At 48.2% G+C, this 13,588-nt stretch carries 17 protein-coding genes; 16 read left to right on the forward strand and 1 reads right to left on the reverse strand.

The genetic code is table 11. From position 1 onward, the window contains the following. Positions 1 to 26 precede the first annotated feature (26 nt). The 6 genes from rsmG (at position 27) to RBB45_RS13280 (ending at position 5,034) form a co-directional block, all read left to right on the forward strand. Complete coding sequence (rsmG, locus tag RBB45_RS13255; RefSeq protein ID WP_009796306.1) at positions 27 to 743, forward strand: 16S rRNA (guanine(527)-N(7))-methyltransferase RsmG; 717 nt, start codon at positions 27 to 29, stop codon at positions 741 to 743. 177 nt (positions 744 to 920) lie between these two features. Next, the gene (gene noc, locus RBB45_RS13260; protein ID WP_224948531.1) at positions 921 to 1,799 is read left to right on the forward strand and encodes a nucleoid occlusion protein; all 879 of its coding nucleotides are present in this window, start codon (positions 921 to 923) and stop codon (positions 1,797 to 1,799) included. Between the two features lie 110 nt (positions 1,800 to 1,909). Beyond that, a complete protein-coding gene (locus RBB45_RS13265; protein WP_094767787.1) occupies positions 1,910 to 2,467 on the forward strand; it encodes a DUF4256 domain-containing protein in 558 nt (185 codons plus the stop codon). A 178-nt stretch (positions 2,468 to 2,645) separates the two neighbouring features. Continuing rightward, a complete protein-coding gene (locus RBB45_RS13270; RefSeq protein WP_009796303.1) occupies positions 2,646 to 3,407 on the forward strand; it encodes a ParA family protein in 762 nt (253 codons plus the stop codon). Next, positions 3,400 to 4,257: a ParB/RepB/Spo0J family partition protein gene (locus tag RBB45_RS13275; RefSeq protein ID WP_009796302.1), complete on the forward strand. Its 858-nt coding sequence runs from the start codon at positions 3,400 to 3,402 to the stop codon at positions 4,255 to 4,257. The genes RBB45_RS13270 and RBB45_RS13275 overlap by 8 nt, the downstream gene beginning before the upstream one ends. A 63-nt stretch (positions 4,258 to 4,320) precedes the next feature. After that, a complete protein-coding gene (locus tag RBB45_RS13280) occupies positions 4,321 to 5,034 on the forward strand; it encodes a DUF554 domain-containing protein (RefSeq protein WP_009796301.1) in 714 nt (237 codons plus the stop codon). A 37-nt stretch (positions 5,035 to 5,071) separates the two neighbouring features. Here the strand turns inward: RBB45_RS13280 and yyaC are convergent, their stop codons facing one another. Continuing rightward, positions 5,072 to 5,710, reverse strand: a complete 639-nt coding sequence (gene yyaC, locus RBB45_RS13285; protein WP_009796300.1) for a spore protease YyaC — start codon at positions 5,708 to 5,710, stop codon at positions 5,072 to 5,074. Between the two features lie 435 nt (positions 5,711 to 6,145). Here yyaC and RBB45_RS13290 point away from each other — a divergent pair, with 435 nt between their 5' ends. The 10 genes from RBB45_RS13290 (at position 6,146) to RBB45_RS13330 (ending at position 13,579) form a co-directional block, all read left to right on the forward strand. Next, positions 6,146 to 7,036, forward strand: a complete 891-nt coding sequence (locus RBB45_RS13290) for a mechanosensitive ion channel family protein (protein ID WP_009796299.1) — start codon at positions 6,146 to 6,148, stop codon at positions 7,034 to 7,036. Positions 7,037 to 7,048: 12 nt separating this feature from the next. Then, positions 7,049 to 7,246, forward strand: a complete 198-nt coding sequence (locus tag RBB45_RS13295; RefSeq protein WP_022544631.1) for a DUF951 domain-containing protein — start codon at positions 7,049 to 7,051, stop codon at positions 7,244 to 7,246. Between the two features lie 165 nt (positions 7,247 to 7,411). Next, positions 7,412 to 8,512 carry a redox-regulated ATPase YchF gene (gene ychF, locus RBB45_RS13300; RefSeq protein WP_224948533.1) on the forward strand — a complete coding sequence of 367 codons (1,101 nt, stop codon included), beginning with the start codon at positions 7,412 to 7,414 and terminating at the stop codon, positions 8,510 to 8,512. Between the two features lie 577 nt (positions 8,513 to 9,089). Continuing rightward, positions 9,090 to 9,620: a phosphatase PAP2 family protein gene (locus RBB45_RS13305; RefSeq protein WP_022544629.1), complete on the forward strand. Its 531-nt coding sequence runs from the start codon at positions 9,090 to 9,092 to the stop codon at positions 9,618 to 9,620. An 18-nt stretch (positions 9,621 to 9,638) separates the two neighbouring features. Next, positions 9,639 to 10,286, forward strand: coding sequence for a glycosyltransferase (locus tag RBB45_RS26300; protein WP_371931587.1), 648 nt, complete (start codon positions 9,639 to 9,641; stop codon positions 10,284 to 10,286). Beyond that, entirely contained in the window at positions 10,232 to 10,789 is a 558-nt protein-coding gene (locus RBB45_RS26305) for a glycosyltransferase (RefSeq protein ID WP_371931591.1), read from the forward strand. The genes RBB45_RS26300 and RBB45_RS26305 overlap by 55 nt, the downstream gene beginning before the upstream one ends. A gap of 179 nt (positions 10,790 to 10,968) precedes the next feature. Further along, on the forward strand, positions 10,969 to 11,256 hold the full coding sequence (rpsF, locus tag RBB45_RS13315; protein WP_009796293.1) for a 30S ribosomal protein S6: 288 nt from the start codon (positions 10,969 to 10,971) through the stop codon (positions 11,254 to 11,256). A 44-nt stretch (positions 11,257 to 11,300) separates the two neighbouring features. After that, entirely contained in the window at positions 11,301 to 11,822 is a 522-nt protein-coding gene (gene ssb, locus RBB45_RS13320) for a single-stranded DNA-binding protein (protein WP_022544627.1), read from the forward strand. Positions 11,823 to 11,876: 54 nt separating this feature from the next. Continuing rightward, complete coding sequence (gene rpsR, locus RBB45_RS13325) at positions 11,877 to 12,122, forward strand: 30S ribosomal protein S18 (RefSeq protein ID WP_009796290.1); 246 nt, start codon at positions 11,877 to 11,879, stop codon at positions 12,120 to 12,122. Positions 12,123 to 12,637: 515 nt separating this feature from the next. Next, positions 12,638 to 13,579, forward strand: coding sequence for a YybS family protein (locus RBB45_RS13330; RefSeq protein ID WP_224948535.1), 942 nt, complete (start codon positions 12,638 to 12,640; stop codon positions 13,577 to 13,579). The last annotated feature ends 9 nt before the right edge of the window (positions 13,580 to 13,588 follow it).

A 13,588-nucleotide genomic window follows, 5' to 3' on the forward strand; every position in this document is an offset into this window, starting at 1 on the left:
TTACAGCTGCAGGAAAGGAATGGGCAATGAATACTGAACAATTCATCAAGATGCTGGAGGAGAAAGGGATTTCCCTTTCTCCAAGGCAGATTGATCAATACAATATTTATTATGAAACATTGGTTGAGTGGAATGAAAAAATGAACCTGACAGCTATAACAGACAAGCCTGAAGTCTATCTGAAGCACTTCTATGACTCTGTTTCCGCTGCCTTTTATTTTGATTTCTCCAAGCCCTTACATATTTGCGATGTAGGTGCAGGAGCGGGTTTCCCGAGCCTTCCGATCAAAATTGCATTCCCGGAAATCAGCGTGACGATCGTTGATTCATTGAATAAACGGATCAATTTCCTGGAGCATCTTGCAGGAAAGCTTGGCCTTGAAAACGTCCGTTTCGTCCATGACCGGGCGGAAACCTTCGGACAGAACAAGGAATACAGGGAAGCATTTGATGTTGTGACAGCCAGGGCTGTTGCCAGAATGTCGGTGCTGACTGAGCTTTGCCTTCCCCTTGCCAAGGTTGGCGGCCATTTTGTGGCCATGAAAGGGGCCAGCGCCCAGGATGAACTGGCTGCAGGCAAGAAAGCGATTACGATGCTTGGCGGCAAATTGGAGGATTCCCACTCCTTCCTTTTACCGGAAGAAGAAAGCGAGCGGAATATCTTTGTGATCCGGAAAGAGAAGCCGGCACCAAAGAAATTCCCAAGAAAACCGGGCACCCCTAATAAGAGCCCAATTGAATAATTAGTTACTTTTGTCCCGGATTTATGGCATAATTTTTAATAGCAGCTGTTGTTATATATCCATATTCTCATCGATAAAAACGCGTCTCCTGTCGGAAGATTGTTTATCTGAGGTGCAGGAGTTCCCGTTTTTTAGGAGAATATGTAATAGGGAGTTTCGTAAAGGTGGTGCAGGGTGATGAAGCATTCTTTCTCACGCTTTTTTGGCCTAGGCGAAAAGGAAGAACAAGAAATCGAAAAAGCTGATGAACAGTTAAATATAGAAGAAGAACCGACTAACAGGGAAGAAGTCAGGAAAGTTCCGATCGGACAGATTGTGCCGAACCGTTTTCAGCCGAGAACGGTATTTGATGACGAGAAAATCGAGGAATTGTCCCGGACGATCCATACGCACGGGATCATCCAGCCGATTGTTGTCAGGGAATTCGATGACGGCAAATTCGAGATCATTGCCGGCGAACGCAGATGGCGGGCAATGAATAAACTGGGCTGGGATGAGGTGCCTGCGATTGTCAAGAATCTCAGCGACACTGAGACTGCTTCTGTCGCCCTGATTGAAAATCTCCAGCGTGAGGAGCTTTCACCGATAGAGGAAGCGGTTGCTTATGGAAAGCTGCTTGAGCTCCATAATCTGACCCAGGAGGCCCTGGCGCAGCGGCTTGGCAAAGGACAGTCCACTGTAGCGAACAAGCTCAGGCTCCTCAAGCTTCCGGAACAGGTCCAGGAAGCGTTATTGGCCAAGCAGATCACAGAGCGCCATGCCCGCTCCCTCATTCCGCTGAAGAATCCGGAAAAGCAGGTCAAGCTTCTGGAAGAAATCATTGAGAAAAGCCTCAATGTCAAACAGACGGAAGAACGCGTCGTCAAGCTGCTCGAGCAGAGCGAAAACAAGCCGAAGCCGAAACGGAAGGCTTTCAGCAAGGACATGCGGATAGCAGTCAATACCATCCGCCAGTCCCTCAATATGGTTTCAGACAGCGGCATCAATCTTGATTCCGAAGAAGAAGAATTTGAGGAATTCTACCAGTTCACGATCAAGATTCCTAAAAAGAAATGATAGATTGTGAGACACACTAAATATTTAGACAAAACGCACTGTATTTCACACCGGAATCCGCAGTGCGTTTTTCATTATTATCACAAAACAATGTTGAGGAGGAAAAAAGCATGAACAAGGACCTGTCTTCAGAACAAAGGGAAGAATTGCTGGGCATATTGAAGGACCGTTTTGAGAAAAATATGGAGCGCCATCAGAATCTTGATTGGACTCAAGTGGAGGCGAAACTGGCTGAACATACTGATAAGCTCTGGACGCTCAATGAAATGGAAGTGACCGGCGGGGAGCCGGATGTTGTTGCTTATGATGAAAAAAGTGGTGAATACATATTCTGTGATTGTTCAGCGGAAAGCCCGAAAGGCCGCCGCAGCGTCTGTTACGACCGTGAAGCGCTTGAGTCCAGGAAGAAACATAAGCCTGAAAACAGTGCAATGGACCTGGCTGCCGAGATAGGCATCGAGCTTTTGACGGAAGATCAGTACCGGGAGCTTCAGAAGCTCGGAAGCTTTGACCTGAAAACATCCTCCTGGGTGCAGACTCCTGCTGAAGTCAGGGAGCTTGGCGGCGCCCTTTTCTGTGACCGCCGTTATAATCAGGTGTTCGTCTATCACAATGGCGCTGATTCGTATTATGCTGCGAGAGGCTTCCGGGGCAGGCTGAAAGTCTGAGCCTGCAGCAGGCAAAATATTCATTTCTCTTCAATCTGTGGGAATTTTAAGAAAAAACCTAACATCATATTCCATTCATGATAAAATAGAAGTCGTGACTCTAGTAAGTTTTTTTCTGATTGAATAGATTATGAATAGAATAGATATCATTGTTTAGAGGAATAAGGTAGGTGGCACCGTGGGGAAAATTATTGCGATTGCGAATCAAAAAGGAGGAGTCGGAAAGACGACGACCTCTGTGAATTTGGGAGCCTGCTTGGCATACATAGGCAAGAAAGTGCTGCTGGTCGATATTGATCCGCAGGGCAATGCGACAAGCGGGATCGGTATAGAAAAAGCTGATGTGGACCAGTGCATTTACGATGTTCTCGTCGATGATGTTGAAGCGCTGAAAGTGATCAAGCCGACGGCTGTCGAGAATTTATATGCTATTCCTGCGACCATTCAGCTCGCAGGGGCGGAAATTGAACTGGTTCCGACTATTTCCCGGGAAGTGAGACTCAAAAGGGCCCTTGAAGAAGTGAAAAAGGATTTCGATTATATCATCATCGACTGCCCGCCTTCCCTCGGTCTTCTGACCATCAACTCCCTGACGGCTTCCGATGCCGTCCTGATACCGGTCCAATGTGAGTATTATGCACTCGAAGGGCTCAGCCAGCTTTTAAATACGGTCCGCCTTGTCCAGAAGCATCTGAACCATGACCTGAAAATCGAGGGTGTGCTTCTGACAATGCTTGATGCCAGGACCAATCTGGGTATACAGGTGATTGAAGAGGTAAAGAAATACTTCCAGGATAAAGTCTATAAAACGATCATTCCGCGCAATGTCCGATTAAGTGAAGCGCCGAGCCACGGGGAACCGATCATCATCTATGATGCGAAATCCCGGGGAGCTGAAGTGTATCTAGATTTGGCAAAGGAAGTGATTTCGAATGGCTAAAGGTCTGGGAAAAGGGCTGAATGCTTTCTTCTCGAACGCCGAGGCAGATTCAGAGGAAACGATCCAGGAGATCAGGCTCTCGGAAATCCGTCCGAATCCTTATCAGCCCAGAAAAATATTTGACGAAGCAGCAATTGAAGAGCTGAAGCAGTCGATCCGGGAGCATGGCATCCTTCAGCCGGTCATCCTGAGAAAAAGCATCAAAGGCTTTGAAATCGTTGCAGGTGAACGCCGCTGCCGGGCTGCCAGGGAAGCCGGCCTGGAAAAAGTGCCATCGGTCATCAGGGAATTGACCGAAAAGCAGATGATGGAGCTGGCCATCCTTGAGAACCTGCAGCGCGAGGATCTCACTCCGATGGAAGAAGCGGCTGCCTATCAGCAGCTGATCGAGAAGCTGAAGATGACACAGGAAGAGCTTGCGAAAAGATTGGGGAAAAGCAGGCCGCATATTGCCAATCATATCAGGCTCTTGTCCCTCCCTCCGAAAATACAGGAACTGATTTCAAGCGGCAAGATCACAATGGGCCATGGCCGTGCACTTCTGGGCCTCAGGCAGAAGGAAAAGGTTCAGGCAACAGCTGACCGCGCGATAAAGGAAGGGCTCAATGTCCGCCAGCTTGAACAGCTGATCCATCATCTGAATGAGCTTGTTCCACGTGAAACAAAAAAAGTGAAGCAGCCGAAGGATGTTTTTATAAAAGCTCAGGAAACCTCCTTGCGGGAGCGGTTCGGAACCCCGGTCAGCATCAAGCAGAATAAGAACCAGAACAAAGGCAAAATTGAGATCGAATTTTTTTCAAAAGACGATTTGGACCGGATTTTACAAATATTGGACCAAGAACGTTCGTAAGCCATCATGGATGGCTTTTTCTTCTTTTTTCATAAACTACTATACAGATAAAGGTGAAATGCAATGTTTTTATTAGGCACTTTAGTGAATGGGCTGCTGATTGTCATCGGCACGCTTCTCGGCAAGCTGCTCCACCGCATCCCGGAAAGCATGAAAGGCACCGTCATGTATGCGATTGGACTGGCAGTCATCGTCCTTGGACTGCAGATGGGCTTCAAAAGTGAAAATTTCCTGATTGTTATCCTGAGTCTTGTGCTTGGGGCTGTGCTCGGCGAGTGGCTTGGGCTTGAGGATAAACTCAATGCAGTCGGCAATTGGCTGGAGAGAAAGATTGGGTCAAATGGACAGGGCAGCATTTCGCAAGGCTTTGTGACAGCAACCCTCATTTTTGTAATCGGAGCGATGGCCATCATCGGGGCATTGGACAGCGGCATCCGAGGCGACCATGATGTTCTGTATACCAAATCGATCATCGACGGCTTTACGGCGCTGATTTTGACCACTACTCTTGGAATCGGCGTCATCTTTTCAGCTATCCCAGTCGTCCTTTATGAAGGGCTGATTGCCCTCTTTGCAACCCAGATCGACCGGTTTGTTCCTCAGGCATTGATGGACCAGTTCATTCTAGAAATGACAGCGGCAGGCGGGGTGATGATCTTTGCGATCGGGCTTAACCTGACAGGATTGACGAAGATCAGGGTGGCCAATCTCCTGCCCGGCATCCTTGTGACGGCTGTTATCGTCACATCAATCTATTTTTACCAGCAGCTTGTTTGACAGAGGGTGGACGGCATTTGTCTGTCCATCCCCTTCTCTACTGATTCAGCTTTGCCTGTTCAGCTGTTCCCAGATCCCAGCTGATGCGCGGCCATGCATGCTTAAATCTTGCATTCAGGCTCGCTTCGTGGATTCCGGCAGCAATCGTCTTCGCCATCCTCAGCACAAGATTCAGCCTCGTATTCTGCAGAACGAAGAATTCCATAAATCCGCTCACATTCACAATTCCGGTGATATGCATATCGCCTACCTCAGGCAGCTCTTTATTCACGCCGGCTCCAGGCTTGACCGGGCCGGATCCGACCTGGATAACGCCTACGCTTTTCAGTCGGCCAAGGCATGCGTCAATTCCGATAATATAGGGACGTACATGCGATTCTTTGATTTCCTTCAGTTTTTCCTCCAGATTAACGGCATGGATCGGATCATCCAGCGTTCCGTATACATGAAAGGGAGCCACAGCCTTTTCTTCCAGAAGTGTGCCGACAAGCGGACCCAATGAATCTCCGGTAGAGCGGTCAGTGCCGATGCAGACAAAAACGACAGGGCGTACACCGATGCCTGGGGGCATGAAATTTAAGAGTTCAGCGGCCAGCTTGTTTGCAGCATCCTGTTCATCATGGGCAACGCGGGCACTGCTGGCCTTTTTTTCAAATAAGTTCGTTCTTAAGTTCATTGGTTCCACTCCCTCATTATGGTAGTAACAGTATACGGAAAAATTTTGTAATCTATACATACCTGCATCAGTAAAAAGATAAACAGAGAATCATATGTTGGTATGCTTACTGACTGTCCGTACGATCCTTTAATGGGTTAAAGGCACTTGTGCAGGCGGGGAAGGTTTATAGGAAAAGGATTTCTGGGAAGGCACTCACATGTCAGACTGTAAAAAATTCTTGCAAATTGTTAAAATGGATTTAATTTTATAAGATAAGAAAGTATTATTTTGAATTTCGGCTGCTCGCTGCAGCTGCGCCTATGGCCTTGAGGTACAAGCTTGAGGCGGAATCTTGCAGACGTTTTTGCACGCCGCGGCATACTTATTTCGAGTCCTTCATTAAGGCGCTGGCGATTTTCTTATATAATTCACTAAAAGTAAGCGGGTGAAACCATGACTTCTACAGAAAAAATGCTTCAGGGAATTAAGGATCAGCTGTCCGATGAAAATATGTGGAGTGCCATTGGCCTTGGATTTTTGAAGATCATTGCCATTTTGATTGTATCAAGCCTGATCATCAGAATCGGCCGGGCGGCCATCCGAAAGGTCTTTGCCGTGCGGAGCCATTCTCCGCTGCGGATCAGCCACCGCCGGGAGGCTACACTGGTCAAACTGCTTGAAAATATCCTGACGTATGTGGTGTCTTTCATCATGATTATGATGATTCTCTCGACCTTGACGATTGATGTGGGTGCCCTCCTTGCAGGTGCCGGGATTGTGGGGCTTGCGGTCGGCTTCGGCGCTCAGAACCTTGTGAAGGATATCATCACCGGCTTTTTCATCATATTTGAAGACCAATTTTCGGTCGGAGACTATATCAGGGTCGACCAATTCGAAGGAACCGTAGAGGAAATCGGCCTCCGGACAACAAAAATTAAGAGCTGGACAGGTGAGCTTCACATCCTGCCGAACGGGAGCATCGTCCAGGTGACCAATTTCTCCCTTCATAACAGCGTCGCGTTTGTGGATGTGAGCATTGCGTATGAGGGGGATATCCAGAAGGCTGAGCAGGTGCTTAAGGACCTCCTGGAAACCCTGCCTGAAAAATATGAAGATATGGTCAAGACGCCCGAAATATTGGGCATCCAGAACCTGGCGGCATCAGATGTGGTTATCCGGGTGACGGCAGAGACAATGCCGATGAAGCATTTCTTTATTGCCCGTCAGTTGAGGAAGGAAATCAAGATGGCCCTCGATGCACATGGCATCGAAATTCCTTTCCCGCGCCTGGTCATGTATTCGCGCCAGGAAGAAAAGCCTGAAAAAAGCACGGGAAAAGCATAGGAGGAAAATAGCATGGAACCTAAAGAATATGGCCTGAATGATGTAGTAGAGATGAAAAAAGCCCATCCGTGCGGGGCCAACCGCTGGAAAATCATCCGCCTCGGCATGGATATCCGCATTAAATGCGAGGGCTGCTCGCACAGCGTCATGATCCCACGAAAAGAATTCAGCCGGAAAATGAAGAAAATCCTCGTGAAGCATGAAGAATAGTCATGCTTCTTTTTTCTGGAAGGGGATGGACTTGTCTTTTGCCCGGCAAATCTCTATAATTGTGGGAGGCTTGTCCAATTTTATGAAAACGAGAAACAGCCTTATAAAAATAGATTTCACCGTTTTTGAAATAGATGCTGAAATAAAAGTTGAGGAGTGACTGGCATGGCATTAACAGCTGGGATTGTAGGCTTGCCGAACGTTGGTAAATCTACATTATTTAATGCAATAACACAGGCAGGTGCGGAGTCTGCCAACTATCCGTTTTGTACGATTGACCCGAATGTGGGAATTGTTGAGGTTCCTGACCACCGCCTGAACAAGCTGACAGAGCTTGTTCAGCCGAAGAAAACTGTACCGACAACATTCGAATTCACAGACATCGCCGGAATCGTAAAGGGCGCCAGCAAAGGGGAAGGCCTAGGGAATAAATTTCTTTCGCATATCCGTGAAGTGGATGCAATCTGCCAGGTTGTCCGCTGCTTTGCTGATGACAATATCACACACGTATCCGGAAAGGTCGATCCGATTTCCGATATTGAAACCATCAACCTGGAGCTGATCCTTGCTGACCTGGAATCTGTTGAGAAGCGCATTGCCCGCGTCGGCAAAATGGCAAAACAGAAGGATAAGGAAGCTGTGGCAGAACTTGAAGTCCTCGAATTGCTCAAGGATGCGTTCGAGTCTGACAAGCCTGCCCGCACTGTGGAGTTCACAGAAGAGCAGCATAAAATTGCCAAGAACCTTCACCTCCTGACAATCAAGCCTGTCCTGTATGTAGCAAATGTGGGGGAAGATGATGTAGCAGATCCTTCTTCAAACGAATACGTCCAGAGCGTCAGGGATTTTGCAGAGAATGACAATGCGGAAGTGATTGTTGTCTGTGCGAAAATCGAATCTGAAATCGCCGAGCTTGAAGGCGAAGAAAAGCAAATGTTCCTTGAAGAGCTTGGCATCGAGGAATCCGGTCTTGACCAGCTGATCCGTTCTGCTTACCACCTGCTGGACCTTGCCACTTATTTCACGGCAGGAGTGCAGGAAGTCCGTGCATGGACGTTCCGCAAGGGCATGAAGGCGCCTCAGTGTGCCGGCATCATCCATACAGACTTTGAAAGAGGCTTCATCAGGGCAGAAACTGTCCACTATGATGACCTGCTGGAAGCTAAGACCATGGCCGCTGCGAAAGAAGCAGGAAAGGTCCGTCTTGAAGGAAAAGAGTATATTGTTAAAGACGGAGATATCATTCATTTCCGCTTTAATGTGTAATAAGTATGATGAGAGGCTCCCGCTTTTGGGGGCTTTTTTTTGTTTGACTGGGGAAGATGCAGGGGGCGTTGAATTTTGAGGCACTCTGTGAGGGGCAAGGGATGTCAGTGTGCCTCATGTAGGAGTTTTGAGGATCTCTGTGAGGGCTTGAGGAGTGTCAGAGTGCTTCATGTAGGAGTTTTGAGGAACTCTGTGAGGGGCTGAGGTGTGCCAGAATGCTTCATGTAGGAGTTTTGAGGCATTCTGTGAGGGGCTGAGGTGTGCCAGAATGCTTCATGTAGGAGTTTTGAGGAACTCTGTGAGGGGCTGGGGAGTGTCAGAGTGCTTCATGTAGGAGTTTTGAGGCATTCTGTGAGGGGCTGGGGAGTGTCAGAGTGCCTCATAGCATGCCGTGGCTGAACACCCCCATCCGCCTTTCAATGGTACAGCTCCGGGCGCTAGCCCCTCGAGTGTCGGGACTGAGCAAGCGCCCTCCGCCTTTCAAGGCTGATTAACAATAAATTTACATGGGATTCAAATGGCTGTTACACATTCTTTTTACAATGAAGTAGAAGAAAGCGCTAAAGGAGGATGTGTGATGAGCCGTGCAAGAGCCTGGATCCGAAGGCAGGATGAGCTGTGGTTTCAATATTGCAACAGCAGATCGGAGGCAGCTTTCATCCGTTTTTTTCAAATGTTGACCCATTTGGGCGGTGCGCGGTTTACGGTTGTCCTGCAGCTGGTTCTTATGCTGGCGGGCCCCCCTTCCCTTTTCAGGCCGGCAGCAGCTGCGTCACTTTCCCTTGCAGCAAGCCATCTTGCCGCAGTCCTGATCAAGCGGGCCGTTAAGAGGATCCGCCCCTTTCAGGTGCTTCCCGGCGTCCGTGTGCATGGATTTCGTTTCAAAGATCATTCTTTTCCGTCAGGGCATTCAACAGCCGTCTTTTCCCTGGCAGTTCCCTACAGCATTCTTTTCCCTCCATTCGCTCCCGCTTTATTGGCAGCTGCCGGTCTTGTCGCCCTTTCAAGGGTTGTGCTTGGCGTCCATTATCCTACCGATATTGCAGCAGGATCTCTGCTTGGCGCAAGTGCAGGCATCTTATTCGCAGCCATTGCCCAGTCATTTTAATATTGAGGAGGAATGAGAGTGAAGGTGGCGATTTTTTCTGATACCTTTTATCCCCAGATCAATGGGGTGGCTAACACGCTGAAGCGGCTCACAGACCATCTTGAGAAGCGGGATATAGAGTATATGCTTTTTATACCGGGACCCGCTGAGGGAATGTCCTATCCGAACGCAGCTGAGTTTCTGAGCATTCCTTTCTTTTTCTACCCTGAATGCAGAACGGCTGTGGCCAATCCCCGCAAAATAACGGAAAGGCTGCAGAAGTTTTCTCCCGATATCGTTCATATAGCCACTCCGCTGACAATGGGGCTTTATGGAATCCATGCGGCAAAAAAGCTGGGCATCCCGATCACCGGCTCCTATCACACCCATTTTGATCAATACTTAAAGCTTTATAAATGCCAATGGCTCTCCCCCCTATTCTGGAAATATATGAAATGGTTCCACCGTTCCTTCCAGCGCATATTCGTGCCGTCAAAAGATACGAAAACAATCCTTGAAGCCCAGGGGCTGCAGTCTGTATCGCTTTGGACACGCGGCGTTGACAGCCGGCTGTTTCATCCTGATCGAGATAAGGACGCAGCCAGGAAGAAATTTGGAATCAGGAGCCTCATATCCTCTTATATGCAGGCCGGCTTGCACTCGAAAAGGATCTTGGCACCCTGCTGAAGACAATGGGAAGCCTCCCGGAAGAAATCCGGGAGCGGGTGCACTGGCTGATCGTCGGCGACGGACCTGAGTTCCAGCCATTCGCAAAGGAATCTGCCGGCAGGGGCAATGTGACAATGACCGGATATGTCACAGGCGAAGAGCTGGCCGGCCTATATGCAGCAGCCGATTTGCTCGTCTTCCCCTCTCCTACAGAAACATTCGGAAATGTGGTCCTTGAAGCTCTCTCTTCCGGTACCCCTGCCATTGTGGCAGACAAAGGCGGTCCTGCGGAAATCATCTCGGAAGGCAGGACCGGCCGGATTTGCCCGGCAGGCAGCAGCGGGGAATTTGCGAGTGCGATACAAGAGCTGCTTGGAGATCCCGTAAAGCTCGCCAGCATGTCCCGGGAAGCGAGGAGCTATGCCGAACGGCAGTCATGGGATAAAATCATGGACCAGCTGCTGGCAGAATATAAAGAGATTGCATTTGAGGGCGAATACCGCTTCCGGAATTTGGGATAAAAGAATGGATATTGTCCAATTGAATATGATATGATGAATATACCTCGGAATGAGGTTTTTTCTTTTTGGAAGGGATAATTGCTTTCCTTCCGGATATATGCTATAATTTCAACTTGTGAGTAATGAATAGTTACTCCTTGCCCGAATGGGCCGCTTAGACCAAAAGGAGGTGTAATGAGATGAGAAAGTACGAAATCATGTACGTCATCCGTCCAAACATTGAAGATGAGGCTAAAAAGGCTCTAGTTGAGCGTTTTAACTCTATCCTGACTGATAATGGTGCGGAACTGACTGAATCAAAAGACTGGGGCAAACGCCGCCTGGCTTACGAAATCAACGATTTCCGTGATGGCTACTACCAGTTGATCCACCTGAATGCGGAAGCTGCTGCAGTGGACGAGTTCACTCGCCTTGCTAAAATCAGCGAAGATATCATCCGCCACATGGTTGTTAAAGACGAAAAGTAAGACTTGAAATAGAACAGTTTTAAATAAGGAAGGAGTTGATTCTGATGATGAACCGAGTTGTTCTTGTCGGACGTTTAACGAAAGATCCTGAGTTAAGGTACACGCCAAATGGAGTGCCCGTTGCTTCCTTCACACTTGCTGTTAACCGTACTTTTACGAATCAGCAGGGAGAAAGGGAAGCTGACTTCATCAACTGTGTGATCTGGCGCCGTCCAGCTGAAAACGTAGCAAACTTCCTCAAAAAAGGAAGCCTTGCCGGCGTTGATGGACGCCTTCAGACCCGCAGCTATGAGGGACAGGACGGCAAGCGCGTCTACGTTACAGAAGTAATGGCAGACAGCGTTCAGTTCCTGGAGCCGAGAAATGCTTCAGGCGGTGCCCCTAGCGGCGGCCGTAATGACGGAAACTATGGCGGTCCTTCAAGAGAACAGGATTTCCCATATGGAAATAATGATCAGAATCAGCGACAAAACAATAACCGCAATCAAGGATATACGCGCGTGGATGAAGATCCATTCGCAAATGATGGACAAATCGACATCTCTGATGACGATCTGCCATTCTGATCTCCTTGATTGGACGGGTACACACGATACTAAAACCAAAAGGAGGGAAATGACATGGCATTTGGAGGAGGACGCAGAGGCGGACGTGCAAAGCGCCGTAAAGTTTGCTACTTCACAGCAAACGGAATCACTCACATCGACTACAAAGATGTAGATCTTCTGAAAAAATTCATCTCTGAGCGCGGTAAAATTTTACCTCGCCGTGTAACTGGTACAAACGCTAAATACCAACGTAAATTGACTGTTGCTATCAAGCGTGCGCGTATCATGGCATTACTGCCTTACGTTTCAGGTGAATAATATATAATAAAAGAAGGGCGCCTTATGGGTGTCCTTCTTTTTTCATACATAGATGATTGTTTTGGATCTTTGAGGCCCACAGGATTCGGGTCATGCAGACGCTGCCGCAGGATGTGGCGTTTTTAGTCTGCGTTCCTTTATAAAGGATCCTCCGCATTTCGATTGTCCAGCTTCAAAGCCTAGCCCCTCGAGTCATAAGCCACACCAGAATTAAAGGCAAAGAACGCCTTTTATTCTGCCGCGTGTTATGCTTGTCGGCTCTGGGCAAGCCGCTGCCGCATTTCGATTTGTCCAGCTGCGGGGGCTAGCCCCTCGAGTCATAAGCCACTTCAGAATTGAAGCCAAAGAACACCTTCTATTCTGAAACGTCTTATGCTTGTCGGGGCTGAGCAAGCACCCTCCGCATTTCGAAAGGTTGAACCAAGCCTTCATACCCGATAAAATAGTAATAGGAATATGTCTTTGACCTGCTGCTGGATGCAGCTTAGTATAAAGAGAATTTGAGAGGTGAAGCAGTGAAGAATGTCCATAAGTTGACTTCGGGTGCAGTCATGCTGGCAGTGTTTGCTGTCCTGATGCTGCTGACCCTTTACGTCCCTGTCCTGGGGGTTGTCACAAATCTGTTTTTAGCAGCGCCGTTTATCTTATTTGCTGCAACGAATGATCGCAAAAGCTCGCTGGTCTTTTTGACAGGGGGCATCCTCATTTCGCTGATTGTCGGGACGATACTGGCGATTCCGCTTGCGCTGCTCTATGGTATAACGGGAACTGTAATTGGGGATTTTATCCGGGAGAAAAAGTCGCGGTTCAGCACGTATATGGCAAGCTCACTTGCCTTCCTGATCCTGCTGGTTGCCCAATACGGGATCGCGGTCCAGTTTTTTGAGCTGAATGTGATAAAAGAATCGTTTGATATCTTAAAGCAGTCTGTCGATAAGATTGTGTCTTTGATGGAAAATCTCGGCCAGCCGCTCGATGAAAAGATGAAGGATCAGCTTTACAGCGGCATTGGATTGACCGAGACACTCATTCCGAGCCTGCTGATTATGGCATCATTTATCAATGTCCTGATCCTCCAGGCAGTATCCCTTCCAATCGTGAACCGGTTTGGCGTGAATATGGAAAAATGGGGCCAGTTCCGGAATCTGTCCCTCCCGAAGAGTGTACTCTGGTATTATCTGATCACCATCATTGCGGCCCTCCTTCTGAAGCCGGAGGAAGGGACAGTCCTTTTTGATGCGTTTATAAATCTGAGTTTTATCCTGCAGCTGCTTATGATTGTGCAGGGGCTCTCGCTCGTCTTTTATTTCTGCCACATGAAAGGCTATCCAAGGGCCGTGCCGGTCATAGCCGCCGTCCTGAGCTTCATCCTGCCTTTTCTCCTTTATATTATCAGGATATTAGGTATAATTGACTTAGGATTCAATTTGAAAAAATGGTTAAAAGAAAAAGTCTGACACTACTGT

This window comes from Bacillus sp. MMSF_3328 (assembly GCF_030733525.1).
Taxonomy (GTDB): Bacteria; Bacillota; Bacilli; order Bacillales; family Cytobacillaceae; genus Bacillus_AB; species Bacillus_AB infantis.

Coding starts and splice junctions, on each gene's coding strand:
- noc (WP_224948531.1), top strand. CDS start 921: ATGAAGCATTCTTTCTCACGCTTTTTTGGCCTAGGCGAAAAGGAAGAA.
- RBB45_RS13275 (WP_009796302.1), top strand. CDS start 3,400: ATGGCTAAAGGTCTGGGAAAAGGGCTGAATGCTTTCTTCTCGAACGCC.
- rpsF (WP_009796293.1), top strand. CDS start 10,969: ATGAGAAAGTACGAAATCATGTACGTCATCCGTCCAAACATTGAAGAT.
- RBB45_RS13295 (WP_022544631.1), top strand. CDS start 7,049: ATGGAACCTAAAGAATATGGCCTGAATGATGTAGTAGAGATGAAAAAA.
- yyaC (WP_009796300.1), bottom strand. CDS start 5,710: ATGAACTTAAGAACGAACTTATTTGAAAAAAAGGCCAGCAGTGCCCGC.
- rsmG (WP_009796306.1), top strand. CDS start 27: ATGAATACTGAACAATTCATCAAGATGCTGGAGGAGAAAGGGATTTCC.
- rpsR (WP_009796290.1), top strand. CDS start 11,877: ATGGCATTTGGAGGAGGACGCAGAGGCGGACGTGCAAAGCGCCGTAAA.
- RBB45_RS13265 (WP_094767787.1), top strand. CDS start 1,910: ATGAACAAGGACCTGTCTTCAGAACAAAGGGAAGAATTGCTGGGCATA.
- RBB45_RS13290 (WP_009796299.1), top strand. CDS start 6,146: ATGACTTCTACAGAAAAAATGCTTCAGGGAATTAAGGATCAGCTGTCC.
- RBB45_RS13280 (WP_009796301.1), top strand. CDS start 4,321: ATGTTTTTATTAGGCACTTTAGTGAATGGGCTGCTGATTGTCATCGGC.
- ychF (WP_224948533.1), top strand. CDS start 7,412: ATGGCATTAACAGCTGGGATTGTAGGCTTGCCGAACGTTGGTAAATCT.
- RBB45_RS13305 (WP_022544629.1), top strand. CDS start 9,090: ATGAGCCGTGCAAGAGCCTGGATCCGAAGGCAGGATGAGCTGTGGTTT.
- ssb (WP_022544627.1), top strand. CDS start 11,301: ATGATGAACCGAGTTGTTCTTGTCGGACGTTTAACGAAAGATCCTGAG.